Annotated in this window: 27 protein-coding genes and 1 tRNA gene; 22 read left to right on the top strand and 6 right to left on the bottom strand. The window is 65.7% G+C overall.

The features are described 5' to 3' along the window. Positions 1-41 precede the first annotated feature (41 nt). The 17 genes from AC1MDG_RS12525 (at position 42) to AC1MDG_RS12445 (ending at position 13,951) form a co-directional block, all read left to right on the top strand. A complete protein-coding gene (locus AC1MDG_RS12525; RefSeq protein ID WP_479804172.1) occupies positions 42-1,124 on the top strand; it encodes an amidohydrolase family protein in 1,083 nt (360 codons plus the stop codon). Between the two features lie 83 nt (positions 1,125-1,207). Further along, positions 1,208-2,083, top strand: coding sequence for a VOC family protein (locus AC1MDG_RS12520; RefSeq protein ID WP_479804170.1), 876 nt, complete (start codon positions 1,208-1,210; stop codon positions 2,081-2,083). Between the two features lie 111 nt (positions 2,084-2,194). Then, positions 2,195-2,632 (top strand): hypothetical protein, encoded by a 438-nt coding sequence (locus AC1MDG_RS12515; RefSeq protein WP_479804168.1) that lies wholly within the window; start codon positions 2,195-2,197, stop codon positions 2,630-2,632. Between the two features lie 183 nt (positions 2,633-2,815). Next, the gene (gene rpsP, locus AC1MDG_RS12510; RefSeq protein WP_043482430.1) at positions 2,816-3,238 is read left to right on the top strand and encodes a 30S ribosomal protein S16; all 423 of its coding nucleotides are present in this window, start codon (positions 2,816-2,818) and stop codon (positions 3,236-3,238) included. A gap of 1 nt (position 3,239) precedes the next feature. Then, positions 3,240-3,482, top strand: coding sequence for an RNA-binding protein (locus AC1MDG_RS12505; protein ID WP_011692324.1), 243 nt, complete (start codon positions 3,240-3,242; stop codon positions 3,480-3,482). 151 nt (positions 3,483-3,633) lie between these two features. After that, complete coding sequence (gene rimM / locus AC1MDG_RS12500) at positions 3,634-4,227, top strand: ribosome maturation factor RimM (protein WP_479804165.1); 594 nt, start codon at positions 3,634-3,636, stop codon at positions 4,225-4,227. Beyond that, positions 4,228-5,052: a tRNA (guanosine(37)-N1)-methyltransferase TrmD gene (gene trmD, locus AC1MDG_RS12495; protein ID WP_043482342.1), complete on the top strand. Its 825-nt coding sequence runs from the start codon at positions 4,228-4,230 to the stop codon at positions 5,050-5,052. A 258-nt stretch (positions 5,053-5,310) separates the two neighbouring features. After that, a complete protein-coding gene (gene rplS, locus AC1MDG_RS12490) occupies positions 5,311-5,670 on the top strand; it encodes a 50S ribosomal protein L19 (protein WP_011692321.1) in 360 nt (119 codons plus the stop codon). Between the two features lie 83 nt (positions 5,671-5,753). Next, complete coding sequence (gene lepB / locus AC1MDG_RS12485; RefSeq protein ID WP_479804163.1) at positions 5,754-6,431, top strand: signal peptidase I; 678 nt, start codon at positions 5,754-5,756, stop codon at positions 6,429-6,431. Beyond that, a complete protein-coding gene (lepB, locus tag AC1MDG_RS12480) occupies positions 6,432-7,343 on the top strand; it encodes a signal peptidase I (protein WP_479804161.1) in 912 nt (303 codons plus the stop codon). It begins immediately after the preceding gene. Next, positions 7,343-8,008 (top strand): ribonuclease HII, encoded by a 666-nt coding sequence (locus AC1MDG_RS12475; RefSeq protein WP_043482335.1) that lies wholly within the window; start codon positions 7,343-7,345, stop codon positions 8,006-8,008. Before lepB (AC1MDG_RS12480) ends, AC1MDG_RS12475 begins: the two co-directional genes overlap by 1 nt. A 56-nt stretch (positions 8,009-8,064) precedes the next feature. Beyond that, complete coding sequence (locus AC1MDG_RS12470) at positions 8,065-8,391, top strand: DUF2469 domain-containing protein (protein ID WP_003806068.1); 327 nt, start codon at positions 8,065-8,067, stop codon at positions 8,389-8,391. Between the two features lie 592 nt (positions 8,392-8,983). After that, a complete protein-coding gene (locus AC1MDG_RS12465; RefSeq protein WP_479804158.1) occupies positions 8,984-9,340 on the top strand; it encodes a YraN family protein in 357 nt (118 codons plus the stop codon). After that, a complete protein-coding gene (locus tag AC1MDG_RS12460) occupies positions 9,341-10,885 on the top strand; it encodes a YifB family Mg chelatase-like AAA ATPase (protein ID WP_479804156.1) in 1,545 nt (514 codons plus the stop codon). It abuts the gene before it with no gap. Positions 10,886-10,895: 10 nt separating this feature from the next. Continuing rightward, positions 10,896-12,080, top strand: coding sequence for a DNA-processing protein DprA (dprA, locus tag AC1MDG_RS12455; RefSeq protein ID WP_479804154.1), 1,185 nt, complete (start codon positions 10,896-10,898; stop codon positions 12,078-12,080). A 132-nt stretch (positions 12,081-12,212) separates the two neighbouring features. Continuing rightward, positions 12,213-13,139, top strand: a complete 927-nt coding sequence (locus AC1MDG_RS12450) for a tyrosine recombinase XerC (RefSeq protein WP_479804152.1) — start codon at positions 12,213-12,215, stop codon at positions 13,137-13,139. Between the two features lie 308 nt (positions 13,140-13,447). Continuing rightward, positions 13,448-13,951 carry a DUF3145 domain-containing protein gene (locus tag AC1MDG_RS12445; RefSeq protein ID WP_011692312.1) on the top strand — a complete coding sequence of 168 codons (504 nt, stop codon included), beginning with the start codon at positions 13,448-13,450 and terminating at the stop codon, positions 13,949-13,951. A gap of 108 nt (positions 13,952-14,059) precedes the next feature. Here AC1MDG_RS12445 and fabF read toward each other — a convergent pair whose 3' ends face one another. The 6 genes from fabF to aceE all read right to left on the bottom strand — a co-directional run bounded on the left by fabF (position 14,060) and on the right by aceE (position 22,088). Beyond that, positions 14,060-15,298, bottom strand: coding sequence for a beta-ketoacyl-ACP synthase II (gene fabF, locus AC1MDG_RS12440; RefSeq protein WP_043482326.1), 1,239 nt, complete (start codon positions 15,296-15,298; stop codon positions 14,060-14,062). 159 nt (positions 15,299-15,457) lie between these two features. Then, positions 15,458-15,703 (bottom strand): acyl carrier protein, encoded by a 246-nt coding sequence (locus tag AC1MDG_RS12435; protein ID WP_011692310.1) that lies wholly within the window; start codon positions 15,701-15,703, stop codon positions 15,458-15,460. 121 nt (positions 15,704-15,824) lie between these two features. Next, positions 15,825-16,886, bottom strand: a complete 1,062-nt coding sequence (locus tag AC1MDG_RS12430) for a beta-ketoacyl-ACP synthase III (RefSeq protein ID WP_479804148.1) — start codon at positions 16,884-16,886, stop codon at positions 15,825-15,827. Beyond that, on the bottom strand, positions 16,883-17,812 hold the full coding sequence (locus tag AC1MDG_RS12425; protein WP_479804146.1) for an ACP S-malonyltransferase: 930 nt from the start codon (positions 17,810-17,812) through the stop codon (positions 16,883-16,885). The genes AC1MDG_RS12430 and AC1MDG_RS12425 overlap by 4 nt, the downstream gene beginning before the upstream one ends. Positions 17,813-17,899: 87 nt before the next feature. Beyond that, positions 17,900-19,144: a PucR family transcriptional regulator gene (locus AC1MDG_RS12420; RefSeq protein WP_479804145.1), complete on the bottom strand. Its 1,245-nt coding sequence runs from the start codon at positions 19,142-19,144 to the stop codon at positions 17,900-17,902. A 175-nt stretch (positions 19,145-19,319) separates the two neighbouring features. Further along, positions 19,320-22,088, bottom strand: coding sequence for a pyruvate dehydrogenase (acetyl-transferring), homodimeric type (aceE, locus tag AC1MDG_RS12415; RefSeq protein ID WP_479804143.1), 2,769 nt, complete (start codon positions 22,086-22,088; stop codon positions 19,320-19,322). Positions 22,089-22,484: 396 nt separating this feature from the next. Here aceE and AC1MDG_RS12410 point away from each other — a divergent pair, with 396 nt between their 5' ends. The 5 genes from AC1MDG_RS12410 to AC1MDG_RS12390 all read left to right on the top strand — a co-directional run bounded on the left by AC1MDG_RS12410 (position 22,485) and on the right by AC1MDG_RS12390 (position 24,915). Continuing rightward, complete coding sequence (locus tag AC1MDG_RS12410) at positions 22,485-22,904, top strand: DUF3052 domain-containing protein (protein WP_043482300.1); 420 nt, start codon at positions 22,485-22,487, stop codon at positions 22,902-22,904. Then, positions 22,901-23,413, top strand: coding sequence for a peroxiredoxin (locus AC1MDG_RS12405; protein WP_442853495.1), 513 nt, complete (start codon positions 22,901-22,903; stop codon positions 23,411-23,413). The genes AC1MDG_RS12410 and AC1MDG_RS12405 overlap by 4 nt, the downstream gene beginning before the upstream one ends. A gap of 4 nt (positions 23,414-23,417) precedes the next feature. After that, positions 23,418-24,338: an NAD-dependent protein deacetylase gene (locus tag AC1MDG_RS12400; protein ID WP_479804142.1), complete on the top strand. Its 921-nt coding sequence runs from the start codon at positions 23,418-23,420 to the stop codon at positions 24,336-24,338. Between the two features lie 110 nt (positions 24,339-24,448). Then, positions 24,449-24,524 (top strand) — tRNA-Val (locus AC1MDG_RS12395). Between the two features lie 100 nt (positions 24,525-24,624). Further along, complete coding sequence (locus tag AC1MDG_RS12390; RefSeq protein ID WP_479804141.1) at positions 24,625-24,915, top strand: hypothetical protein; 291 nt, start codon at positions 24,625-24,627, stop codon at positions 24,913-24,915. Positions 24,916-25,103: the final 188 nt, after the last annotated feature.

Below are 25,103 nucleotides of genomic sequence, written 5' to 3'. Positions count from 1 at the left end.
GTCACATCAGCGCCGCCGGACGGCCGGTCTAGGCTTGGACCATGAACGGCATCATCGAATTCAGCGGGACCGTGCTCACCGCCCCGGACCAGGAACGCCACGGCCTCTGGGCTGTGGACGGCAAGCTGACATTCTCTCGGCCGGCCGCTCCGCCCGACGCGGTGCTGGACGGCTGGGTCCTGCCGGGCCTGGTGGATGCGCACTGCCACATCGGGCTTGGACCCGCGGGCGATGTTCCCGAGTCCCTCGCCGAAGAGCAGGCCGTCACTGACCGGAACGCCGGCACACTGCTCGTCCGCGATGCCGGCGCCGTCCACGACACACGCTGGCTCCAGCAGCGTCCGGAGCTGCCCCGGATCATCCGGGCCGGCCGCCACATTGCCAGGACGCAGCGCTACCTTCGGGGACTCGCCGTCGAAGTTGAGCCGGACGGCCTCGTCGAGGCCGTGCGGAAGCAGGCGCTGGCGGGCGACGGCTGGGTCAAGCTCGTAGGGGACTGGATCGACCGCGGTGCCGGCGATCTCGCGCCGTCGTTCCCTGCCGCAGTGGTGCGGGACGCTGTCCGCGCAGCCCATGATGAAGGCGCCAGGGTGACGGCGCACTGTTTCGCCGAGGACACGCTGGATGACATGCTCGACGCCGGCATCGACTGCATCGAACATGGAACCGGCCTGCTGCCGCGGCATATACCCCGTTTCGTGGAGCAGCGCGTACCCATCGTTCCCACGTTGATCAACATTGCGACGTTCCCGGACATCGCTGCCCGTGCGAATGCGAAGTTTCCGGTGTACGCGGCGCACATGCAGGCGCTCTGGGAGCGGCGGAACGAGAGAATTCTCGAAGCCTTCGAAGCCGGCGTGGCGATCTACGCCGGGACCGATGCCGGCAGCGTCATCAGCCACGGCAGGATCGTGGACGAGATCCATGCGCTCCACGCCGCCGGCCTGCCCGCTGCGTCAGCCCTGGACGCCGCATCCTGGGCTGCGCGTGAGTGGCTGGGAGCGCCCGGCATCGCCGAAGGCGCCAGCGCCGACGTCATACTGTGCGAACTGGACCCCAGGGTCAACCCGGCAACACTGCGGGACCTCAACCACATCGTTCTTCGGGGGCGGCAGCTCCGCTAGGAATAAATTGAAGCTTCAAGTAATTTACTCTATGTAAGCGTCGCCGGTCACCGGCGGCCACGTATCGGGAGTTTGGAGTTGCCATGACCACGGAATCCAGCAGCAAGGACCTGCTGCCCGCCGATCTCGCCATGGGCACGGTGATGCTCAAAGTGGGCGACATGAAGCTCATGACGGACTACTACCAGCGGGCGCTCGGGCTGGAGGCCGTGGCTGAGCAGGACGGCGGCGTGTACCTTGGCCGCCGGGGCACGCCCTTGGTCCACCTGGCGCCGGCCCCCGGCCTCAACCTCCCGGCCCGCGGCGAGGCCGGGCTGTTCCACACGGCACTCCTCTTCGAGGACCGGCCGTCGCTCGCGGCCACGGTGGCCTCTGCCGCCCGGTATGAGCCGCGGCTGTTCACCGGAAGCGCAGACCACCTCGTCAGTGAGGCCTTCTACTTCAACGATCCCGAGGGGAACGGCATCGAGCTGTACTGGGACCGTCCCCGCAGCGACTGGTCCTGGGAGGGGACCAATGTGGTCATGGACAGCCTTGCCCTGCCGCCGCAGCGCTTCCTCCAGGACTTCCTGAGCGAGGAGGCGGTGAGCGGGCAGCGCGAGGCCGCGGCCGGCGTCGGGCACGTCCACCTGCAAGTGGGTGATGTCCAGTCGGCGCACGACTTCTACGTGGGCACCCTCGGTTTCGAGAAGACTGCCGGATGGCACGGGCAGGCCCTGTTCGTCTCGGCCGGCGGCTACCACCACCACATGGCCATGAACGTCTGGAACAGCAGGGGTGCCGGACCCCGCAAGGACACGCTGGGGCTGGGTGAAGTCCTGATCGAGGTGCCGGGAACGGACGACGTCGGTGCCCTCGCCGACCGCTTGCGCGTTGCCGGAGTGGCCTCGCACCACACCGGAACCGAATTGCAGTTCGAGGATCCGTGGCGCAACCGGATCCGCGTCGCCGTCCGCTGAGGCGGCGCTGACCTGCGCGTCCTTCTGGGTTAGGCTGAACCCGGAAGTCCGGGGCAGCTGCGAAGCTGGCTGCCGGACCATCACGCCGCCGATCGAATGAGGATCATTTCCATGGGTTTTACCGAAATCTTTGTTTCCACCCACGACGGGGCACTTAAGCGCGCGGCGGCTCTCGACGGCGGGGGCCCTGCCGCTCCGGACGCGCTTCGGATTCCGGATATCAGCGATTTCGAGATCGAGCAGCTGGGAGATCTGGCCGGAGCGGCAGTGCACGCATCGGGCGCCGATTACGAGCTCGCCATGGTGGACGTAGCCAGCGATTCCCTCCTCGGAGTGCCGGCCGCCATGGTCCGGGCGCTCGCGGACCTCCTCAGCTACGAAACCGAAGGGGAGGGCGATGTCCTGGAGGACGTGGCCGCCCGGTGGGCGGCCGAAGAGGACATGCCTTTTGGTGCCGAAGAGGCAGTCGGCTATGTCCGGCGCCTCGCGCACATGGCCGGAAGCGTGGACCCGAACACCCGGACAGGCCTGTACGTCTGGTCGTCCTGAGGGGCCGGCGTGTGTCAAGTCGAAATCCCGGCGTCGATCTGGCACAATGAACAGGTACTTGATCTGCGTGGCCCCTCTCTCCGCGTCCGGATCTTGTCCTTTTAGAACCCCCTAGTACGGCCCGCCCCACGGGTGCAGAACGCCGGGCTCGACCCCGTTTCAGAAACAGGAGTGACCACAAAAGTGGCCGTAAAGATTCGCCTTAAGCGCTTTGGTAAGATGCGCGCACCGTACTACCGCATCGTTGTCATGGACGCACGCTCCAAGCGTGACGGCCGTGCGATCGAAGAGATCGGCAAGTACCACCCCACCGAAGAGCCCTCGTACATCGAGGTGGACACGGACCGTGCCCAGTACTGGCTCGGCGTCGGCGCACAGCCGTCCGAGCAGGTCGCCGCGATCCTCAAGATCACCGGTGACTGGCAGAAGTTCAAGGGTCTCCCGGGCCAGGAGGGCACCTTGAAGACCAAGGAGTCCAAGCCTGCCTTCGTTACCCCGGAAAAGGGTTCCGTGATCATCCCGGAAGCCATCACCAAGAAGGCCAAGAAGGACGAGGCAGCCGAAGCTTCCACCGAAGCTGAAGCAGAGACCACCGAGGCTGAGTAAATTGCTGGCAGAAGCGCTCGAACACCTTGTCCGCGGGATCGTTGACAGTCCCGAGGACGTCAAGGTCAGCGCCAAGAACAACCGCCGCGGGGACACCCTCGAGGTGCGAGTTCACCAGGACGACCTCGGACGGGTGATCGGTCGTCAGGGCCGCACGGCACGCGCACTGCGCACCGTCGTGGCGGCGCTGGCCGGCGGCGAACAGGTCAGGGTCGACGTCGTCGACACCGACCGCCGCCGGTAAACGCCCCGCACTATTTGTCTCAAGTCCGGCCCCTTCACCAGATTATGGTGGAGGGGCCGCACTGTTTTCAGTAGGAAACCGCCGCGGCGGGCCCGCAGCGGCACCCGCCGCAGGCAGCACCACAACAGATCAAACCCGAACAGAGGAACAGATGCAGCTTCAGGTGGCACGAATCGGCAAACCGCACGGCATCCGCGGCGAAGTGACCGTCCAGGTCCTGACCGACGCGCCGGAGGACCGTTTCATTCCGGGCACGCAATTCCTGGTTGAGCCCGCCTCGGTGGGTATGCTCACCGTGGACAGTGCCCGCTGGAACAAGGACATCCTGCTGCTGGGCTTTGAAGGCGTCGACACCCGCAACCAGGCCGAAGCCCTGCGCGGCGCCAAACTGTTCATCGAGACCGAAGAGCTCGACGAGGACGACGACGAGGGCTGGTACGAGCACGAGCTCGTCGGCCTCGACGTCCGCGTTGGCGATGCCGTCGTCGGCAAGGTTTCCGGACTCCGCACGCTGCCGGTCCAGGACCTCATCGTGGTGGAGGCGCCGGACGGCAGCGAGATCCTGATCCCCTTCGTCGAGGAGATCGTGCCTGAGGTCAACGTTGGCGGGAAGTACATCCTGGTCACCCCGCCGCCAGGCCTGTTCGAGATCAACGTTGACGAGTCAGACGATACTCCGGGTGCCGGCGACGCGGAGCGGGGCGATGCCGAGCCGGGCAAGACCGAGGCCGGAGACAACGCCTAAATGAGGATCGACGTCGTCAGCATCTTCCCGGAGTATCTCGCCCCCCTGGAGCTTTCCTTGATCGGGAAGGCCCGCCAGGACGGCATCCTGGAATTGAACGTGCATGATCTCCGGGATTTCACCACGGATAAACACCGGTCGGTGGACGACACTCCGTATGGCGGCGGGGCCGGCATGGTCATGAAAGCGGAACCGTGGGCGCAGGCGCTCGGGTCCGTCGCGGCAGCCCGGGAAGGTGACGCGGCCCGCAAGCCGGTGCTGATCGTGCCGTCACCGGCGGGGGAGCGGTTCACCCAGGCGCTCGCACACGAGCTTGCCGGCGAGGACCAGCTGGTATTCGCCTGCGGCCGGTACGAGGGCATTGACGAGCGGGTCATCGAGTGGGCGGAAGAGCACTTCACGGTCCGGCCCATGAGCCTGGGGGACTACGTCCTCAATGGCGGCGAAGTGGCCGTGCTGGCCATGACGGAAGCGATCGTGCGGCTCCTGCCGGGTGTCGTGGGCAACCCGGAGTCGCTCGTTGAGGAATCACACTCGGACGGCCTGCTGGAATACCCCGTCTACACCAAGCCTTCCAGCTGGCGGGACCGCGACGTTCCGCCGGTATTGCTCAGCGGCAACCACGGCAAGATTGCCCAGTGGCGCCGCCACCAGCAATACCGCAGGACCGCTGACCGCCGACCCGACCTCCTCGCAGCGTTCGACGCCGGCAATCTTCCCCGTGCCGACCGCACCGCGCTCGGGGACCTGGGGTACGACGTCGTCGACGGCCGCCTGAGGCTCCGCCCGGAGATGGACGGGAACGGCGCGCCGGCGGACGGCTGACCGCCCGCGGAACTGCCACCGCCGTCACACGACTCCGGATTCGCCGGAATCCGCCGGATGTGGCAAAATTAGTCCTTGTGCCTGCTGGGTGCGCACCTGCCACAGGGGGAGCGCCACCAACAGCCCGGCACCCCGGTCCCGTCAATCAGTGACGGAGCCGGATCAGAAAATTTTCGGCAGTGATTTCCGGGCCTGTTCCCGGGCTTGGCCGCCGTGACCCAAAGTGGATGACCTGTGGCGTTCACCAGGAGTGGATCAATGCATATCCTCGATACCGTAGATGCAGCCTCGCTGCGCACCGATGTTCCCCAGTTCCGCGCGGGTGACACCCTCAAGGTTCACGTGAACATCATCGAAGGCAAGAACTCCCGTGTCCAGGTATTCCAGGGCTTCGTCCTGGGCCGCCAGGGCGACGGCATCCGCGAAACCTTCACTGTCCGCAAGGTATCTTTCGGTGTCGGCGTAGAGCGTACCTTCCCGGTACACTCCCCGATCATCGACAAGATCGAGGTCGTCACTAAGGGTGACGTCCGCCGCGCCAAGCTTTACTACATGCGTGCACTGCGCGGTAAGGCCGCGAAGATCAAGGAAAAGCGCGACTTCAGCACCGCCAAGTAAGTCCCCGGACTTCCACGGCGGGTCCAAAATTCGGATCCGGCCGGCGCCGGAGCCTTCCGCAAGAGCGCCACAGGATACGGATTATGGACCAGTCAAAACGCCAGCCCAGGAAACCGGGCTGGCGTTTTGCGTTGCTGGCACTGGCGCTTGCCGTCCTGATCAGCGGACTTGTCCGCGCCCTCTGGCTGGACGTCTACTACATACCTTCCGCCTCCATGGAGCCGCTCTTCGGCGCGGGGGACAGGATCCTGGTTTCCCGCACCGACTTCCAGGCCGAGCCTGTCCGGCGCGGCGACGTCGTGGTCTTCGACGGCCGCGGGACGTTCGCTCCGCTCAACAGCGGCAACGGCCCGCTCCAGGACGCCGCCGCGGCGGCGGGCCACTGGCTTGGCATCACGGGCAGTGATACAACCTACATAAAGCGGGTTATCGGGATGCCCGGGGATCATGTGGTCTGCTGCGATGACCAGCAGCGGCTCACAGTGAACGGTCAGGTGCTTGGGGAACCATACCTCTATGGCGGAGACGTTGCGAGCAAGCAGAAGTTCAGCGTGATAGTTCCCGCCGGACGGTTATGGTTGCTTGGAGACCACCGTTCCATGTCCGCCGACTCCCGAAGCCTGCTGGGCGCGCCGGGCGGCGGCATGGTGCCCCTGGACCGGGTGATCGGCAGGCCGGTCCAGATCATCTGGCCACTCGACAGATTTGCGGCCGTGCCCCGGCCCGCAGAAAAAAGCACGACGACGAAGGACGGACAGTAGATGCCCGAGACCGACCCCCGGACTCCTGATCCGTTCAAGCACGACGCCGGACGCGACCCGGCTGCACGCGACAAAGCAGGGACTGCCACGGACGGGGAAACCGCTCTTCCGTCCGGCGCGCCTGCTGGTCCGTCGGCAGAAGACGGCTTGCCCGCCGGAGCCGGGAGCAGGGCTGCCGGTTCGCACGGCGCGCATTCGAAGGCCGGCCCCTCAAAGCCTGCCAAAGAAGGCAAAGCCCACGGTCCGGTGTACCTCTGGGTCAAAGAGGTCCTCACGGTGGTGGCCATCGCCGTAGTGCTGTCCTTCCTGATCAAGACCTTCCTGTTCCGTGCGTTCTACATCCCGTCGGAGTCCATGGTCAACACGCTCGATGTGAACGACCGCATCTTCGTCAACCTGCTCGTTCCTGAACCTTTTGCCCTTGAGCGCGGGGACGTTGTGGTGTTCAAGGACACCAAGGGGTGGCTGGTGCCTTCACCCGAGAAGGCTGACGGCCCCTTCACCTGGGTCCAGGACGGCCTCACCTTCGTCGGCCTGCTCCCGGACAACTCCGAGCAGCACCTGGTCAAGCGCGCCATCGGCCTGCCGGGAGACCACGTAGTGTGCTGTGACGCCGGCGGCAAACTCACCATCAACGGCCAGGCTGTCGACGAAACGTACATCAACCCCGCCGAGGTGCCGGACATCCGCAACTTCGATGTGGTCGTTCCGGCCGGCAAGATCTGGGTCATGGGCGACAACCGCAACCACTCGGCTGACTCCCGTGCGCACCAGGAGGCCAACGGCGGGTTCATCGACATGCCGGATATCGAGGGCAAGGCGGCCGTTATCGCATGGCCCCTGAACAGGATCACAGGACTGGGCAACTATCCCGACGTGTTCCGGAACGTTCCCGCACCGGCTGGAAAATAATGTCCCTCGCACCAACCCTCGACTATGAGCACCGCTTCCTGAGTTCCGGTGCACGTTTGCTGGCCGGCATTGACGAGGTCGGCAGGGGAGCCATCGCGGGGCCGGTCACGGTCGGAATTGCCGTCGTGGACCTGAGCCGTCCCGTGCTCCTTGACGACGTCCGGGACAGCAAGCTCCTCAAGGAGTCCGACCGTGAACGGCTGGAGCCCCTGGTGCGCAGCTGGAGCGTCGCATCGGCGGTGGGGCATGCGTCGGCCGGCGAGATCGACGCCATGGGCATCATAGCGGCCCTGCGCACCGCAGGGACCCGGGCCTGGCTGCAGATCCTGGCCGGCGGCGTCACCCCGGACGTGGTGCTTCTCGACGGCAGCCACAATTGGCTATCGCCCGAGGCGCAGCCCTCCCTGTTCGACGACGCACCGGCCGGTCCGGGCTGTGACGCCCCGGTCCATACGCTTGTCAAAGCGGACATGCAGTGCCTGAGTGTGGCTGCCGCCAGCATCCTGGCCAAGGTGGAGCGGGACCGGCTCATGCGGTCGCTGCACGAGGAGTACCCTTCTTTCGGCTGGAACGAAAACAAGGGCTATGGAACGGCCATCCATAAAGAAGCCCTCAAAGCCGCCGGACCGACGCCCTACCACCGGGTCAGCTGGCAGATTCTCTAAGCCCGGTTTCCCTGCCCCTGGCCGCGGGGCCGCGCGGAATAGTGCAAGATGGAACCATGAGTGCCGAGGATCTTGAGAACTATGAAACCGACATGGAGCTGCAGCTCTACCGCGAATACCGTGACGTCGTCGGGCTGTTCAGCTACGTAGTCGAGACCGAACGGCGTTTCTACCTCGCCAACCACGTGGACCTTCAGGCGCGAAGCGCCGACGGCGAAGTCTATTTCGACCTCACCCTCCAGGACGCTTGGGTGTGGGACGTCTACCGCTCGGCCCGGTTCGTCAAGAGCGTCCGGGTGATCACGTTCAAGGACGTCAACGTGGAAGAGCTGCCCCGCAATGAGGAACTGGCCCTTCCCAAGGACGTTGATCTCGGCAACTGACGCGGCGGGCTGGCCCGGGCACCTGAGCTGCACACCTGAGCCGGCCACGCGACCACCGGATCAGCGGCCTGCACTACCTGTTTTTTGTCTGGGGTCTGGTATCCCTGCCGTCCTTGGCGGGAGACTACTGTAAAGGATTGATTCGTAGTTCTGTTCCGACGGCCACCGCGATGCGGAGGAGTCCCGCGTCGTGCAGACAAATACCGGCGGTGCTTGAGTCGAGCGCCGCGGACTCGTACTGGCACTGCCTACCCGGCTGAAATCAGAGAAGATCTCACCATGAAAATACTCTGCTGGTTCTTAGGGCACATCTGGAGCAGCCATGCCGGCTTCTACGATGAGCGGCCGCACCAGTCTGCCCATTGCATGCGCTGCGGAACCCGCGCCTAGCGCGTTCCGCCCGGGTCCGGCCGGCTTCGGCCCAGGCACTGAAGTGCCTGAGCTGATTCGTCTGCAGTGAACCGCGCGCGGTGGCCGCAAGGCCATTGCCAACCCCTCCTCCACAGCACCTGATTGCCCGGGTTTCCCACATAGCGGCTTCCGCCGGTATGCGTGCCTCCGCCCCTCCCGCAGGCTGGTGGCGGAGGTAACTATGAGAGCCAAAGACTTGCTTGGCCGGCGCGGTGAAGAACTCGCTGCCGGATATCTGGAATCAAAGGGCATGCGGATCGTCGACCGCAACTGGCGCTGTTCCGAGGGTGAAATCGACATCGTGGCACTGGACGGCGACGCGCTCGTCATCGCCGAAGTGAAGACACGCAGATCCCTGGCCTACGGGCATCCTTTCGAAGCCGTGGGGATTGCCAAACTGGCCCGGCTGCACCGGCTCGCTTCGGCATGGTGCCGCGACCACGAACTCCGGATGCCCTTCCGCCGCGTAGACGTTATCGCCGTCCTTGATGACGGCGTCGGCCAACCGCGCGTCGAACACCTCAAAGGGGTGGGGTAGATGGCGCTGGGCAGGACGTATTCCGTGGCGCTTGTGGGCCTCAACGGGTACATCGTGGAAGTCGAAGCTGACATTGGCCAGACCCTGCCTGCCTTCGTCATTCTTGGCTTGCCGGACGCCTCGCTGAACGAGGCAAAGGAACGGATCCGGTCCGCCGCGCAGAACTCGGGCATCCCGTTGAGCCGGCGCAAGATCACCGCCAACCTGATACCCGCGTCGCTGCCAAAACGGGGCTCCGGTTTCGACCTGGCCATCACCATGGCCGTCCTCCGCGCCGCAAATGACATCCACTCAACAGAACGGACAGTGTTTATCGCTGAACTGGGCCTTGACGGCAGGCTCAGGCCGGTCCGCGGCATCCTGCCGGCAGTGATGGCAGCCGTGCAGGCAGGGTATCCGGATGTGGTGGTGGCGCAGGCGAACGCGGCGGAGGCTGAGCTCGTGCCCGGCGCCCGGGTCCGCGGCTACAGGACGCTTGCCCGTTTGGCATGTGACTTCGGGGCTGATCCGCTTGAGCTTGCACTGGACTTTGAGCCCGAGGACGAAGATTCCTCCTGTGACGCACCCGCCGGAGACCTCGCGGCACCTGATATGTGCGATGTCTCGGGCCAGGGGGACGCCAGGAGGGCATTGGAAGTTGCGGCCGCCGGTGCCCACCATCTACTCCTGTCCGGTCCGCCCGGGGCCGGGAAGACCATGCTCGCCGAGCGCCTCCCTGGCCTGCTGCCGGACCTGGCTGACACCGAGGCCATGGAGGTGACTGCCATCCACTCCTTATGTGCACTGCCGTCCGCCTCCGTGCAACTCCTGCGTCGGCCGCCGTTTGAAAATCCGCACCATAGCGCCACGGCCGCCGCCATCATCGGCGGCGGATCAGGGTTGCCGCGGCCGGGCGCCGCCTCAAGGGCCCACCGTGGCGTGCTGTTCCTTGACGAAGCTCCGGAATACGAACGGCGGGTCCTTGATGCGCTCAGGCAACCATTGGAGAGTGGCGAACTGGTGATACATCGCTCTGCCGGCACCGCTGCCTATCCGGCACGATTCCAACTCGTGCTGGCTGCCAACCCCTGCCCCTGCGGAAAGGCGTCGGGGAAGGGGCTCGACTGCACCTGCACTCCGATGATGCGGCGCCGGTACCTGGCCCGGATGTCCGGACCCCTGCTGGACCGGGTGGACATCCAATTGCAGGTGGAACGGGTGTCGCTTGCCGATTTCGGGCGGACCGGAGCGGAAGAAGACACCCCCACGGTCGCCGCACGGGTCCGGGATGCCCGGATACGGCAGCTGGAGCGACTCCGCCCCCTGGGACTGGAAACCAACTCCCAGGTGCCCGGCCGTGTCCTTCGCGGGGCACTGCGCCTCGCGCCGCCCACCACGCGGATCCTGGACCACTCCCTGGAACGCGGCGTGCTTACTGCCCGCGGATACGACCGCGTGCTGCGCCTGGCGTGGACGTTGGCGGACCTGGCGCGCCGTGACACCCCGGACCTCGACGATATCGGGCAGGCGCTGGGACTCCGGCAAGCGGCCTCGGCTGCGGCCTGAAAGGAAAACGATGATTGACCATGAACGCATAGCCCGGGCTGCCCTGTCCCGCCTTATGGAGCCGCAGGACGCCGTCGGCCTGGCTCTCGTGAGGGTTGCCGGGGCAGTGGACGCCCTCCGAATCGCCACCGGACAACTGGTCCCGGGTCCCCGGCTGGAACAGGATGTCACGGCCTTGCTGGCGGAGAACGGCACGGCGAGCTGGCCTGGAATGAGCGCGTCGCTGAAGCGCTGGGCCCCGCGGATCCCAGACCTCGCTCCGGAGCGGGATCTTGCCACCCTGCACCGGCTGGGCGGCCGCATGATCATGCCGTCCGATCCACTATGGCCCGCGCAGTTGGCTGACCTTGACCTTCATGAACCCATCTGCCTCTGGTGGCGCGGAATGGAACAACCCCTGCCGGCTGCGGCAAAGTCCGTTGCGCTGGTGGGTTCCCGGGACAGCACAAGCTATGGAGCTGCCGTGACCGGTGACCTCGCCTATGCGTTGGCCCAGCGGGGATTCACCATCGTCTCGGGCGGGGCTTACGGGATCGACGCGCACGCCCACCGGGCTGCCCTGGCCGGCGCCGGTGGCACCATGCCCACCATCGCCGTCATGGCCGGGGGAGTGGACCGCTTCTATCCGTCCGGCAACGAAGACCTGCTCAGGACCGTCGCGAACCAGGGAGCCGTCCTGGCTGAGGTGCCGCCCGGTTCCGCCCCTACCCGCTACCGGTTCCTGCAGCGGAACCGCCTCATCGCAGCGTTGTCCTCGGTCACGGTGGTGGTCGAGGCCCGGTGGCGCTCCGGTGCCTTGAACACGGCCCATCATGCTGAAACCCTCGGCAGGGCCGTCGGTGCCGTTCCCGGGTCCGTGCACAGCGCCAATTCCGCCGGGTGCCACCGGCTGATTCGCGAAGGGGGAGCCGTGTGCGTTACAGACGCCGGGGAAATCGCGGAACTTGCCTCACCCAGCGGCGAATCGTTGGCCGAGCCGGCCCCGGAACAGCGCGCTGACCATGATGGCCTCACGTTGGAGGACCTCATCCTGCTCGATGCGCTGCCGCTGCGATCCACCAGTTCAGTCGAAAAGCTGACGTCCGTGGCGGGACTGAGCGCTGATGCGGTCCGGGCGGGTCTTGGCAGGCTGGGGTTGCTGGGGCTCGCCGAATCCGAACGTGGCGGCTGGAAACGGTCCCGGAAGGCGGGCTGAACGCCGGCTGCCTGCGTTGTGGCCTGCAGGTTCCCTCCCGCCCCCTGCGCCACCGGGTGCGGGGTTCAACGAACCGGACCCCCTTGCTGCGTGGTTCCTTGATTGGCGCCCGAACAATGGGAAAGTTGGAGCGTGGATACTCCTGACCTCCCGCCGGCCCTGGCCGACGCCGCCCACGGCTTCCGCCGTTACCTCGAAGGTGAACGTGCCAGGTCGCCCCACACCGTGCGCGCTTACCTGTCCGACGTCCAGAGCTTGCTTACCAGGGCGGCGGCTGACGGCGCCACCGACCTCGACGGGATCGAACTGTCCACGTTGCGGGCCTGGCTCGGCGCGCAGAGCGAGGCGGGCATGTCCCGGTCCACGCTGGCCCGGCGGGCAGCGACCGCCAGGTCCTTCACCGCCTGGGCTGTGCGGGAGGAGCTCCTTGAAGCGGATCCGGCGCTGCGTTTGAGGGCGCCCAAGCGTGAAAGGTCCTTGCCGGGCGTCCTGCACCAGCAACAGGTCATGCGCGTCGTGGACCGGCTGAAGGCGGCGACTGAAGACGGCGGCCCCCTCGCCCTCCGGGACCGCGCCATGGTGGAGTTGCTTTACGCCACCGGTGTCCGGGTCGGGGAGCTGGCAGGCATGGACGTGGACGACCTCGATCCTGACCGGCGAACGCTCAGGGTGGTCGGCAAGGGCAACAAGGAGCGGACGGTTCCATACGGGCTGCCGGCAGCGGTCGCCGTCGACGACTGGCTGCGCCGCGGACGCCCTGCGGTGGCAGTGGACGGGAGCGGTCCGGCACTCTTCCTCGGGGCCAGGGGCCGGAGGGTGGACCAGCGGCAGGTCCGCACGGTGGTGAAAGACGTGCTGGACGCGCTGGGAGACACCGCTGCCACCGGACCCCACGCCCTCCGGCACTCCGCCGCCACCCATTTGCTGGACGGCGGAGCCGACCTCAGGGCCGTGCAGGAAATCCTGGGCCACAGCAGCCTGGCGACCACACAGATTTACACCCACGTCTCGGTGGACCGGTTGCGGCAAAGCTACCAGCAGGCACATCCGCGCGCCTGAACGTTTCCAGCAGCCTCCGCCCGCCCCTTCGTGGCGCTCGGCATGGCCGGCCTGACGGCAGGATTTCTTGGTGGCCCACGGCGCGCCGAATTGCACTGGCGTAATTTGGCGGGGTACGGCACAATAAGAGTCACGCCCGGCAACTTTCAAGTCAGGCTTGAAGCTCGCCCTCAAGCAGTTTCAAGCGTCGCCGGGCACTAATTTCATAGCCTTGCAGGGACCACCGGCAGCACGCGGACCCGGCGCGGCAGACACACATCCAGGCGGAGGTCGTTGGGGAAGACGTACCTACAGCTATGGAGGATGGAATGTCTGTTGCAATGACCCGCGGTGTCTTGTTCGTTCACTCGGCCCCGACCGCCCTGTGCCCCCACGTTGAGTGGGCCATCGGGTCAGTCGTGGACAAGCGGACGGACCTTGAGTGGACTGCTCAGCCTGCTGCGCCCGGAATGTTCCGTTCGGAACTTTCCTGGACCGGCAGCCCGGGCACCGGTGCACTTCTGGCGTCCGCCCTGCGTGGCTGGGCGCACCTGCGGTATGAGGTCACCGAAGAGCCGAGCCAGGGCGTGGACGGCGGCCGGTGGTCGCACACGCCGGAACTGGGCATTTTCCATGCCGTCACCGATGTGCATGGGAACATCATGGTCTCTGAGGACCGCATCCGCTATGCCTACGAGTCCGGCGCCGGCGACCCGTCCGCCGTCTACCATGAGTTGTCCCTTGCCCTCGGCGAGGCATGGGACGAAGAGCTGGAGCCGTTCCGGCACGCTGCCGAGGGGGCGCCCGTACGCTGGCTGCACCAGGTGGGCTGACAGGCCTCCGTAAGCGGGCCCTGAGAACCGGGCCGCTTAGCAATATCCTCCATAACGCATGAGGCCCCTGCCTGACGGCAGGGGCCTCATGCTGTGCAATCGCGGACGCTAGATGCTGCGGACTGCAATGACGGCGTTGTGGCCGCCGAAGCCGAACGAGTTGCTCAGCGCCACGATATTGCCCGAGGGCAGGTCGCGGGCGGTCTTCGTGACGACGTCCAGAGGAATCTCCGGATCCTGGTTTTCCAGGTTGATGGTCACCGGAGCCTTGCGGTCGTACACGGCGAGAACCGTCAGCACGGCCTCCACGGCGCCCGAAGCACCCAGCAGGTGGCCCATCTGGGACTTCGTCGCCGAGACCGCAACGTTGTCCACGTGCGTTCCCAGGGCGGCGCGAAGGGCTGTGTATTCGGGCTTGTCACCAACCGGTGTGGACGTCGCGTGCGCGTTGACGTGCACCACTTCTTCCGCTTGGATACGGCCGTCGAACATGGCCGCCTTCAGGGCACGGGTAGCGCCCAGGCCCTGGGGGTCCGGTGCGGTGATGTGGTAGGCGTCTGCCGTCACGGATGTTCCGGCGAGTTCGCCGTAGATCCGGGCTCCACGGGCCAGCGCGTGTTCTTCTGCCTCGATGACCAGGGCGCCGGCGCCTTCGCCCATGACGAAGCCGTCGCGGCCCGTATCGTAGGGGCGGGAGGCGTGCTCGGGATCGTCATTGCGGCGGGAGAGCGCCTGCATTGAGGCAAACGCGGCGATGGGCATCGGGTGGATCGCCGCTTCGGCGCCACCGCAGACTACGACGTCGGCCTTGCCGGAACGGATCAGGTCCAGTCCGAGGTGCAGGGCCTCAGTTCCGGAGGCACAGGCGGAAACCGGGGTGTGGGCACCGGCGCGGGCGCCAAGGTCCAGGCTTACTGCTGCGGCCACGCCGTTGGGCATCAGCATGGGGACGGTCATGGGCAGGACGCGACGCGGGCCCTTTTCGCGCAGGGTGTCCCAGGCGTCCAGCAGGGTCCAAACGCCGCCGATGCCCGTTGCGAAGGCCACAGCCAGGCGGTCGTGGTCGACTTCCGTGATGCCGGAGTCAGCCCAGGCTTCGCGTGCGGCGACGACGCCGAACTGCGTGGACGGGTCCATCCGCTTTGCTTCCACGCGGCTCAGGACATCCAGGGCGGGGGTGGAGGCGCGGGCTGCGAAGTGGACGGGCAGTTCATATTTCGCTACCCAGTCGTCCTCGAGCGTGCGCGCGCCGGAGACGCCCTTCAGCGCGTTATTCCACATTGTGGGGACATCGCCGCCAATGGGCGTGGTGGCACCCAGACCGGTAATGACTACTTTGCGTGCCATGGGATCACTCTCTATCGGTGCGCATGCCGTGTCCGGGGAGATGCCTGGCCGGGGATGCGTGGGGAAAACTTGAGGTCATTCAGCGGCGCCCGGTCCGGAAGGCTTGGTCAGCGTTCCGGACCGGTCACCAGTGCAGGCCGTTGCCGGCAGGAGCCAGGACTAGGCCTGTGCGTTCGCGATGAAGCTGACGGCGTCACCGACGGTCTTAAGGTTCTTGACCTCTTCGTCCGGGATGCGTACGCCGAACTTTTCTTCAGCGTTGACCACGATGGTCATCATGGAGATGGAGTCGATGTCCAGGTCCTCGGTGAAGGACTTGTCCAGCTCGACTGCTTCGGTGGCGAGGCCGGTCTCTTCGTTGACGATTTCAGCCAGGCCGGCCAGGATCTCTTCGTTGCTAGCCATTGATGGCTCCTTTTCTTGTTGTTGCCGGCAGGTGCTGCCGGAAATGATTCAAGCCGCGGTTACGGCTTGGTTCGCGAATCCGTACTGTTCAGGACGTATTCAGTTGTGGGTAAGGGTTCGGCTACGGGAGCACGATCACCTGGGCACCGAACACCAGGCCTGCGCCGAATCCGATCTGCAGGGCGAGTCCGCCGCTGAGTTCGGGATTTTCCTGCAGCAGGCGGTAGGTGGCCAGCGGGATTGAGGCTGCCGAGGTGTTTCCGGCTTCAGCAATGTCCCGGGCCACCTTGACGGTCTCGGGAAGCTTGAGCTTCTTGACCATCTCGTCGATGATGCGCATGTTGGCCTGGTGGGGGATGAACGCGGCAAGGTCAGCCGCTGTGATGCCTGCGGCGTCGAGAGCCTGCTGGGCCACCTTGGCCATCTCCCAAACAGCCCAGCGGAACACGGTCTGGCCGTCCTGGCGCAGGGTGGGCCAGATTGCGGCGTCGGTTACCTCGGCCTCCTCAGCGCTCAGCGCGCCGGACTTGTTCGCGGCAAGAGCCAGTTCGCGAACATCGAGCAGCGAGTGTGTCATGCCGATGGCATCCCACTTGCTGCCATCCGAACCCCAGACCGACGGGCCGATGCCGGGCGTGTCAGAGGGGCCGATCACCACGGCGCCGGCGCCGTCGCCCAGCAGGAAGGAAATGGTGCGTTCGGTGTTGTCGATCACGTCGGACAGCTTTTCGGCGCCCACCACCAGCACGTACTCAGCCGCTCCGGAACGGACCAGGGCGTCCGCCTGGGCGATGCCGTAGCAGTAGCCGGCACACGCAGCGGAGATGTCGAATGCGGGGGCGGGCGTGGCCCCGATGCGGTCTGCCAGGCTCGCAGCAGCGGACGGCGTCGCGTACGGGTGGGTGACAGTGGAGACGATGACGGCGCCCAGCTGGCTGGCCTCGATGCCGGCTTTCGCCAGTGCTTCACGGGCCGCGCCTTCGGCCATGTCGATGACACTGACGTCCGCGGGTGCGCGGTGACGTGTCACGATGCCGGTGCGCTGACGGATCCATTCATCGGAGGAATCGATCCACTGGCATACATCTTCGTTCGTGACAATGACGCTGGGGCGGTACGCGCCGAGTCCGAGGATGCGGGTGTGTTCCCGCAGCGGTGCCTGCTTGAGTGCGGGAGCGCTCATGCCTGTCCCTCCAGTTCTGCGAATAGTGCAAGGGCTGCGGAGAGGTCGTCGGGGGTCTTGACGGCGACCGTCTTCACCCCGGGCATTCCCCGCTTGGCGAGTCCGGCCAGGGTTCCGGCCGGCGCAAGTTCAATGACCCCCGTGACGCCGCGCTGCACCAGCGTGTCCATGCAGAGGTCCCAGCGGACCGGGCGGGAAACCTGGGCAATGAGGCTGCTGACTGCTGCGTCGCCGTCGGTCACTTCCTTGCCGTCAAAGTTGGACAGGAGCGGCACCTGCGGGTTCCGGGGCTTGAGCGACGGCTTCAGCGCTTCCAGGGCGGAAACGGCCGGGGACATGTGCGAGGTGTGGAAGGCTCCGGCCACCTTCAGCGGGATCACGCGGGCCTTCGCCGGGGGGTTCTCCGCCAGGGCCTTGAGCTGCTCGAACGTTCCTGCGGCGACGGTCTGGCCCGCACCGTTGACGTTGGCAGGCGTTGCGCCGGAGGCCTCAATGGCTGCCAGGACCTCTGCCGGGTCCCCGCCAACCACGGCGCTCATGCCTGTGGGCGTGACGGCGGCTGCGGCAGCCATGCTGTTGGCGCGCTCCCGCACGAAGGTCATGGCCTCGTTCTCGGTGAGGACGCCCGCAAGCGCCGCTGCCGTGATCTCGCCGACAGAATGTCCGGCGAGGATGACGGGAAGGGTGCTGAGTTCGACGTCGAACAGCGACTTCGCGGCAACCAGGCCGGCCGCCACGATCAGCGGCTGTGCCACCGCCGTGTCCTTGATGGTTTCCTCATCCGACGTGGTGCCGTGTGCGGTGAGGTCGATGCCTGCTATTTCACTGAGGGAGGCCAAATGGCCTGCGACGGGAGGCAGTTCCAGCCAAGGGGCCAGAAAACCGGGGGTCTGGGAGCCCTGTCCAGGGCAGACGATTGCAAGCACGTATCCAGCTTTCCAAATTACTGCGTGATTCTCGGTGTATTCATGCACCAAGCTCACTGGGTCAGTTTGTAGGAAGTCTACAACGGTTCAGTTGCCGTTCCGGGACGGCTGGCGTTCCGGAGGCGCCTTGGGCGGCACGGAAAGCCGACCCACCACGAGTGCCGCCTGGAGCACGAACGCCTCCCGGGGAAGGAGCGGATCCCAGCCGGTGACGTCACAAACGCGCTTGAGCCGGTAGCGGACGGTGTTGGCGTGCACAAAGAGTTCACGGGCCGTGGCTTCCAGGGAGTGGCCCAGTTCCAGGTAGGTGCCCAGGGTCTCCACCAGCCCGTTGGACGCGGCGATCAGTGGCCGGTAGATGTTCTTGATGAGCGACCGGCGCGCGGCATCATCCCCGGAAATGACCCGCTCCGGCAGCAGGTCGTCAGCGGCCACCGGGCGCGGGGCCGAGGGCCAGGCGCGTGCAGCCGTCAGCCCCGCGAAGGCCGACTGGGCCGAACTGCTGGCTTCCAGTAGCGAACCCGCTTCCGGTCCGTAGACAACCGGGCCGGGGGCGAAGAGTTCGCTGAGTTTCAGGTAGGCGCTCTCCCGGTCCTGGACGCCTCCGAGGATGAGGATGAGACGATCGCCCTGGATCCCCACCAAGGCGTCTTCGGCGAACCGTCCGGCCGTCCGGCGCAGCTCGCTGACGTAACTGGCGCTGGGTTCCGACGGCGAATTGCCCACCATCACGGTAAAGCGCTCCTGCGCTTTCCAGCCGAGGGCGGCGATGCGGGAGCGCAAGGCATCGGTGTTCTCGCCGCGCAGGATCGCGTCCACAATCAGGGCCTCCAGCCGGGTGTCCCAGGAACCCCGGGACTCGGCGGCCCGGGCGTAGACATCGGCGGCGGCAAAGGCGACTTCCCGCGAATAGCGGAGCACGGCTTCACGGAGTGCGGGCTGGTCCGCCTCCGGGGCGATCACGGGCACCTGGTCCTCCACCACCTCCACCACGATCCTGATCAGCTGGAGGGCCTTCTGCAGGCTGATGGAGCGGGTCAGTTCAGTGGGGGCGGTCCCGAAGACGTCGGTGAGGATCCACGACGGCGAGCTGGGCCGCTCGTACCAGGTCACAAAAGCGGCGATGCCGTTCTGGGCCACCATCCCGAGGGCGGACCGCTCATCGGAACTGAGCCGGCTGTACCAGGGCAGCGATTTTTCCAGCTCGCGCATGGTGGTGGTGGACAGCTGCCCCACGCTCGCCCGGAGTTTCTTCAGCGTCTGGGCTTTTTCCGGCGTCAGGGCGCGCGAGGCCGGCTTGCGCTTTGCGGTGGTGGGGTTTGGCTCTGCCATGCATCGAGCATACGGTGCGCGCAGGCCAAGCTCCATTTGTGCAAAGGCTACAACTCGATTTGCGCTGCGTCACAGCGCCGGCCAGGTCCGCGCAACGCAGGGCAGGAACGACGACGGCGGCCCCCACCTTGGGTGGGGACCGCCGTCGTCAATTTCCCTGGCTAGGGGTGGAACGTCAGGATTCGCCCCCGGCGTTTCCCGTGGATCCCGCGTTCACGTTGTGAAGGCGGTACTTCTCAATCGCCTGGGCCGGAGCCTGGGCGTCCACTTCGCTGCGGCGGGCGAGCATCTCCAGCGAACGGACCACGATGGAGTGGATGTCGTTCTTGAAGAAGCGGCGTGCCGCTGCGCGGGTGTCGGAGAAGCCGAAGCCGTCCGCGCCGAGCGAGGCGAACTCGTTCGGCAGGAACTGGCGGATCTGGTCCGGGACGGCCTTCATGTAGTCAGTGACAGCCACGATGGGTCCGGTGGCCCCTTCGAGCTGGGCCGTGACGAACGGTACGCGCGCCGGCTGGCCGGGGTTGAGGAACGCCTCTTCCTCGGCTGCCATGGCGTCGCGGCGCAGTTCGTTCCAGGAGGTGACGGACCAGACGTCCGCGGAGACGCCCCAGTCCTCGGCCAGGATCCGCTGGGCTTCCAGCGCCCACGGCACCGAAACGCCCGAAGCCAGGATCTGCGTGCGGGGGCCGTCAATCTTGGCCGGTGCCAGCAGGTAGATGCCCTTGACCACGCCTTCAACGTCCAGCTCTTCCGGCTCGGCCGGCTGGGTGATGGGTTCGTTGTAGACGGTGATGTAGTACATCAGGTTCCGGTCAGTCGAGTCTGGCCCGTACATCCGCTCGATGCCGTCGCGGATGATGTGGCCCATTTCGTAGCCGTAGGCGGGGTCGTAGGTGACGACTGCCGGGTTGGTGGCGGCGAGGATGGGGGAGTGGCCGTCGGCGTGCTGGAGTCCTTCGCCGGTGAGGGTGGTGCGTCCGGCGGTGGCGCCGATGATGAAGCCGCGGGTCATTTGGTCCGCGGCGGCCCAGAAGGCGTCGCCGGTGCGTTGGAAGCCGAACATGGAGTAGAACACGTAGACCGGGATCAGCGGGACGCCGTGGGTGGCGTACGCGGTGCCGGCTGCGGTGAAGGCCGCCACTGCCCCGGCTTCGTTGATGCCGGGATGGATCAGCTGGCCCTGGGCCGATTCCTTGTAGGCCAGGACCAGGTCCCGGTCCACGGAGAGATAGTTCTGTCCCTTGGGGTTGTAGATCTTGGCCGTCGGGAAGAACGCGTCCATGCCGAACGTGCGTGCCTCATCGGGGATGATCGGCGCGATGTGCTTGCCGAACTCCTTGTCCCGCATGAGGTCCTTGAGCAGGCGGACGAATGCCATGGTGGTGGCTGCCTGCTGCTTGCCCGAACCTCGCTTGGCCACCTCGTAGGACTTCGCGTCCGGAAGCGTGATGGCGGCATGCTTGCTGCGGCGCTCCGGAACGGAACCGCCCAGAGCGGCACGGCGCTCCATCATGTACGCGATTTCCGGTGCATCGTTGCCGGGGTGGAAGTACGGCGGCTGGTAGGGGTCGCCCTCGAGCTGCTCATCCGTGATGGGGATGCGCAGGTGGTCCCTGAACGACTTGAGGTCGTCGAGGGTGAGTTTCTTCATCTGGTGGGTGGCGTTGCGGCCTTCGAAGTGCGGGCCGAGGCCGTAGCCCTTGACCGTTTTGGCCAGGATGACGGTGGGTTTGCCCTTGAATTCGGTGGCTGCCTTGTACGCGGCGTAGACCTTGCGGTAGTCGTGGCCGCCGCGTTTGAGGTTCCAGATCTGGTCATCGCTCAGGTCCGCGACCATGTCCTTGGTCTGCGGGGTCTTCCCGAAGAAGTGTTCCCGGACGAACCCGCCGGATTCGGCCTTGTAGGTCTGGTAGTCCCCGTCCGGGGTTTCGTTCATGATCTTCACCAGCGACCCGTCGGCGTCCTTGGACAGGAGGGCATCCCATTCCCGGCCCCAGACGACCTTGATGACGTTCCAGCCCGCGCCGCGGAAGAACGCTTCGAGTTCCTGCATGATCTTGCCGTTGCCGCGCACCGGCCCGTCCAGGCGCTGGAGGTTGCAGTTGATCACGAAGTTCAGGTTGTCCAGGTTCTCGTTCGCGGCGAGCTGGAGCAGGCCGCGGGACTCGGGCTCGTCCATTTCCCCGTCGCCCAGGAACGCCCAGACCTGCTGGTCGGAGGTGTCTTTCAGGCCGCGGTTGTGCAGGTACCGGTTGGACTGGGCCTGGTAGATCGCGTTCATCGGCCCGATGCCCATGGACACGGTGGGGAATTCCCAGAAGTTCGGCATCAGCCGCGGGTGCGGGTAGGAGGACAGGGCGTGGCCGGCCTTGGATTTTTCCTGCCGGAACCCGTCCAGGTCCTCCTCGGTCAGCCGGCCTTCCATGAACGCCCTCGCGTACATGCCGGGGGAGGCGTGGCCCTGGAAGAAGACCTGGTCCCCGCCGCCGGGGTGGTCCTTGCCGCGGAAGAAATGGTTGAACCCGACCTCGTACAGCGTCGCGGCGCCGGCGTAGGTGGAGATGTGCCCGCCCACCCCGATGTTCGGGCGCTGGGACCGGTGCACCATCACCGCGGCGTTCCAGCGCATGTAAGCCCGGTAGCGGCGTTCGTATTCCTCGTTGCCGGGGAACTCCGCTTCCTGGTCCACCGGGATGGTGTTCACATAGTCCGTGGTGGTGACCATCGGGACCCCGACGCTCTGGGCGCCGGCACGCTGCAGGAGACTGCGCATGATGTACTGGGCACGCTCGGTGCCCTGTTCCCTGATCAGCGTATCCAGGGACTCAATCCATTCGGCGGTCTCTTCCGGATCACGATCAGGCAGCTGGTTAGTCAACCCGCTGAGGATATGGGAGGTATCTTCTCCTGCAGCCACGTCCAACCTCTCTTTGCGCGCATGCATCGGCGCCCTCAGGTCCGGCAGGGTAACTGCCTGGCGTGAACGCGACGTGTGCGACGTATCGGTTACATCAGCCCGGTCATGTGCGCCGGGCAGGGTCCTATCACGTCTATGACCGCTTAAATCCAGGGCGATCGCCCCGCCGGCATAGTCGTCATCAGCCACTCTAGCTGTGAGAGCTACCCGATGCGTAGCCGCCGCCTGACGTGCCTGTCGTATTTGACGTCATACTGGTTGTGTGACGGAAAGCCGCCTGCGCGGTCCGTCCTCAGGCCCTGATGTGACGCAGAATAAGTGGGATCGCGGGGGCAACAGCTTGAAGAGCAGGCACAAAGGGTGTTGGCTTGTAGTAATGGAAATCACTAGATTTATGCAGATGACTAAGCATTGGAGGAACACGTGAGCGAGGCCGACGCCGCCACTTCGGTAAATGTGGCGGAAAAATTGGGTTTCAAAAACGGGGATCTGATTCAGGAGTTCGGTTACGACGACGACGTCGACTTCGACTTACGTGACGATATTGAGGACCTGACCGGGTCCGAACTCCTGGATGAAGACGACCATGACGTTGTGGATGCCGTCATTTTCTGGTGGCGGGACGGCGACGGGGACCTGATCGACACCCTCATGGATTCCCTCACCACTTTGAGTGAGAACGGTGTGGTCTGGGTACTCACTCCGAAATCGGGGCGGCACGGCTACGTGTCGCCGGCGGAGATCCAGGAAGCCGCACCCACGGCAGGGCTCCACCTGACCACATCTGCAGGCGTTTCCAAGGACTGGAGCGCCACGCGCCTGGTCACCAGGAAGAACAAGTGACGGTCCAGCAACTGCAAGCGGCAGAAAAGGCCGGTGCGACCGCCGCCGTTCCGGAGGTCGGAGAGCTGGCCCCGGATTTTGAACTGGTCAATCAATACGGCGAACCTGTCCGTCTGTCGGATCTGCGGGGACGGAACGTCGTCGTCGTTTTCTATCCCTTCGCCTTTTCGGGAATCTGCACGGGGGAACTGTGTGAAATCCGGGACAATCTTTCGCTGTTCGAGGACGCGAACGCCACTGTCCTGGCCCTCTCCGTGGACAGTAAGTTCACCCTGCGGGCCTACGGTGAAAAGGAAGGCTACGGATTTGATCTATTGGCCGACTTCTGGCCCCACGGCGGAGTTGCCTCGCAATACGGCGTCTTCGACCCCAATAGCGGCATGGCCCAACGGGGAACATTCATCATCGATGCGGACGGCATCGTCCGGTACGTCGTGGTGAATCCGCGTGGCCAGGCCCGCGACCTGGCCGGTTACCGCGCCGCACTGTCGGAGCTTGGCGGGAACTGACTCCATGAGGCAGCGGCACCCCGGACTCGGCATGACTGGATTCGCCAGTTTGCCGCCGGTGGGTGCCGCCACTCCTGCGCCTGACGAGCTTGGGGTCCTCCGGGGCATCAGGGACGCCATCGCAGGAACGCGCTTCGCTCTGCTCACCGGAGCCGGCCTCAGTACAGACTCCGGCATACCGGATTACCGGGGGCCCGGTGCTGCCCCCAGGGCACCCATGACATATCAGGAGTTCATCGGCCACGCCGGCAACCGACAGAGGTACTGGGCGCGCAACCATATCGGCTGGTCGCACCTCCGGCGGGCAGACCCGAATGACGGCCACGCCGCGGCGGCCCGGCTTGAGCGGCGCGGTCTGTTGACCGGCCTCATCACCCAGAACGTTGACCGGCTCCACGAGGACGCCGGCAGTGTCAATGTGGTGGACCTCCATGGCCGGTTCGACCGGGTGGCCTGCCTTTCCTGCGCGCGGCGCTACAGCAGGACCCTGCTGGCAGGGGTGCTGGAGGAACTGAACCCCGGATTCCTGGAACAGGCCCTGGCGGACGGCGTGGTGGAGATGGCGCCAGACGCCGACGCCACGGTGGAGGACTCGGCCCTCATCCGCAGTTTCGTCGTGGCGCACTGCCCGGCCTGCGGAGGAACCCTCAAGCCCGACTTCGTCTACTTCGGCGAAAACGTCCCCAAGGACCGGGTGGAACGCTCCTACGCCATGGTCGATGAAGCCGGTGCCCTTGTTGTTGCCGGATCCTCACTGACGGTCATGAGCGGCCTTCGCTTCGTCCGGCATGCCGCAAAGCAGCAGAAGCCGGTGGTCATCATCAATCGGGGAGCGACGCGCGGCGACGACCTTGCCACCATCAAGCTGGAAGCCGGGGTCAGCGAATCCCTCACCTGGCTGGCGGCCGAGCTTCCGGATCTGTGACATGCGCCTCACTCGTCCGTTGAGGGGCCGGCCGATTGGCTTTCCGCGGCTTTCATCCGGTACAGTTGCTGTTCGTTGGTTGAAGCGCTGAGGCGTGGAAATCATCGTTTGGGTCTTTAGCTCAGCTGGTAGAGCGCCACGTTTACACCGTGGATGTCATCGGTTCGATCCCGGTAGGACCCACCAGCAGAACCCCGTCACTGACGGCCACTACGGCCGCATGGCGGGGTTTTTTGTGGTTGGCGCCAAGGATGAAATGTCGGACCCCGTCCCTAGGGTTACGGGCATGGAACACGTCATGATGAGGATGGCCCCGGATGGCAGGCCGCTGTCGGTTCTCCGCGGCGGCCGGGAATGGACGATCGGCGCGGAGCCGGTCCGCTGGTTTGAGCGCGTCAGCTGGTGGGAGGCCGAGCGCAGGATGCCGAAGGGCCTGGGAAGAGTGGACGTCGAGGTGTGGCGGGTCCAGGCGAGGCTGGGCAGGAACGGGAATTCAGCGCTGACCACCATGGAACTGATCCGCGACGGACTCGGGGGAGGCTGGCGGTTGAGGGAGTCGATAGCCGACGCGGCGTGACGCCGTCCCTGGGGATGCTGCCGGGGAATTGGAAAAGCCTTCCACCGCGGCTATTGGGGGATGCCGCGGTGGAAGGCTTGAATTGAATATACAGTGAATTTTTCGAAATGTGAAACAGTTTTGGGCCGTGTCGGCACCACGCCGCTAGCGGAAAGCGGTCCGTACTGCCAGAGGCTTAGGTCCCGCAC

The organism is Arthrobacter sp. AIWTK1 (assembly GCF_056680535.1).
This window is presented reverse-complemented; position numbering and strand designations above follow the sequence as displayed.

Bases quoted from the DNA above. Each gene is read 5' to 3' on its own strand.
- AC1MDG_RS12525 (WP_479804172.1), top strand. From the start codon at position 42: ATGAACGGCATCATCGAATTCAGCGGGACCGTGCTCACCGCCCCGGAC.
- AC1MDG_RS12520 (WP_479804170.1), top strand. From the start codon at position 1,208: ATGACCACGGAATCCAGCAGCAAGGACCTGCTGCCCGCCGATCTCGCC.
- AC1MDG_RS12515 (WP_479804168.1), top strand. From the start codon at position 2,195: ATGGGTTTTACCGAAATCTTTGTTTCCACCCACGACGGGGCACTTAAG.
- rimM (WP_479804165.1), top strand. From the start codon at position 3,634: ATGCAGCTTCAGGTGGCACGAATCGGCAAACCGCACGGCATCCGCGGC.
- trmD (WP_043482342.1), top strand. From the start codon at position 4,228: ATGAGGATCGACGTCGTCAGCATCTTCCCGGAGTATCTCGCCCCCCTG.
- rplS (WP_011692321.1), top strand. From the start codon at position 5,311: ATGCATATCCTCGATACCGTAGATGCAGCCTCGCTGCGCACCGATGTT.
- lepB (WP_479804163.1), top strand. From the start codon at position 5,754: ATGGACCAGTCAAAACGCCAGCCCAGGAAACCGGGCTGGCGTTTTGCG.
- lepB (WP_479804161.1), top strand. From the start codon at position 6,432: ATGCCCGAGACCGACCCCCGGACTCCTGATCCGTTCAAGCACGACGCC.
- AC1MDG_RS12475 (WP_043482335.1), top strand. From the start codon at position 7,343: ATGTCCCTCGCACCAACCCTCGACTATGAGCACCGCTTCCTGAGTTCC.
- AC1MDG_RS12470 (WP_003806068.1), top strand. From the start codon at position 8,065: ATGAGTGCCGAGGATCTTGAGAACTATGAAACCGACATGGAGCTGCAG.
- AC1MDG_RS12465 (WP_479804158.1), top strand. From the start codon at position 8,984: ATGAGAGCCAAAGACTTGCTTGGCCGGCGCGGTGAAGAACTCGCTGCC.
- AC1MDG_RS12460 (WP_479804156.1), top strand. From the start codon at position 9,341: ATGGCGCTGGGCAGGACGTATTCCGTGGCGCTTGTGGGCCTCAACGGG.
- dprA (WP_479804154.1), top strand. From the start codon at position 10,896: ATGATTGACCATGAACGCATAGCCCGGGCTGCCCTGTCCCGCCTTATG.
- AC1MDG_RS12445 (WP_011692312.1), top strand. From the start codon at position 13,448: ATGTCTGTTGCAATGACCCGCGGTGTCTTGTTCGTTCACTCGGCCCCG.
- fabF (WP_043482326.1), bottom strand. From the start codon at position 15,298: ATGGCACGCAAAGTAGTCATTACCGGTCTGGGTGCCACCACGCCCATT.
- AC1MDG_RS12435 (WP_011692310.1), bottom strand. From the start codon at position 15,703: ATGGCTAGCAACGAAGAGATCCTGGCCGGCCTGGCTGAAATCGTCAAC.
- AC1MDG_RS12430 (WP_479804148.1), bottom strand. From the start codon at position 16,886: ATGAGCGCTCCCGCACTCAAGCAGGCACCGCTGCGGGAACACACCCGC.
- AC1MDG_RS12420 (WP_479804145.1), bottom strand. From the start codon at position 19,144: ATGGCAGAGCCAAACCCCACCACCGCAAAGCGCAAGCCGGCCTCGCGC.
- aceE (WP_479804143.1), bottom strand. From the start codon at position 22,088: ATGCATGCGCGCAAAGAGAGGTTGGACGTGGCTGCAGGAGAAGATACC.
- AC1MDG_RS12400 (WP_479804142.1), top strand. From the start codon at position 23,418: ATGAGGCAGCGGCACCCCGGACTCGGCATGACTGGATTCGCCAGTTTG.
- AC1MDG_RS12390 (WP_479804141.1), top strand. From the start codon at position 24,625: ATGGAACACGTCATGATGAGGATGGCCCCGGATGGCAGGCCGCTGTCG.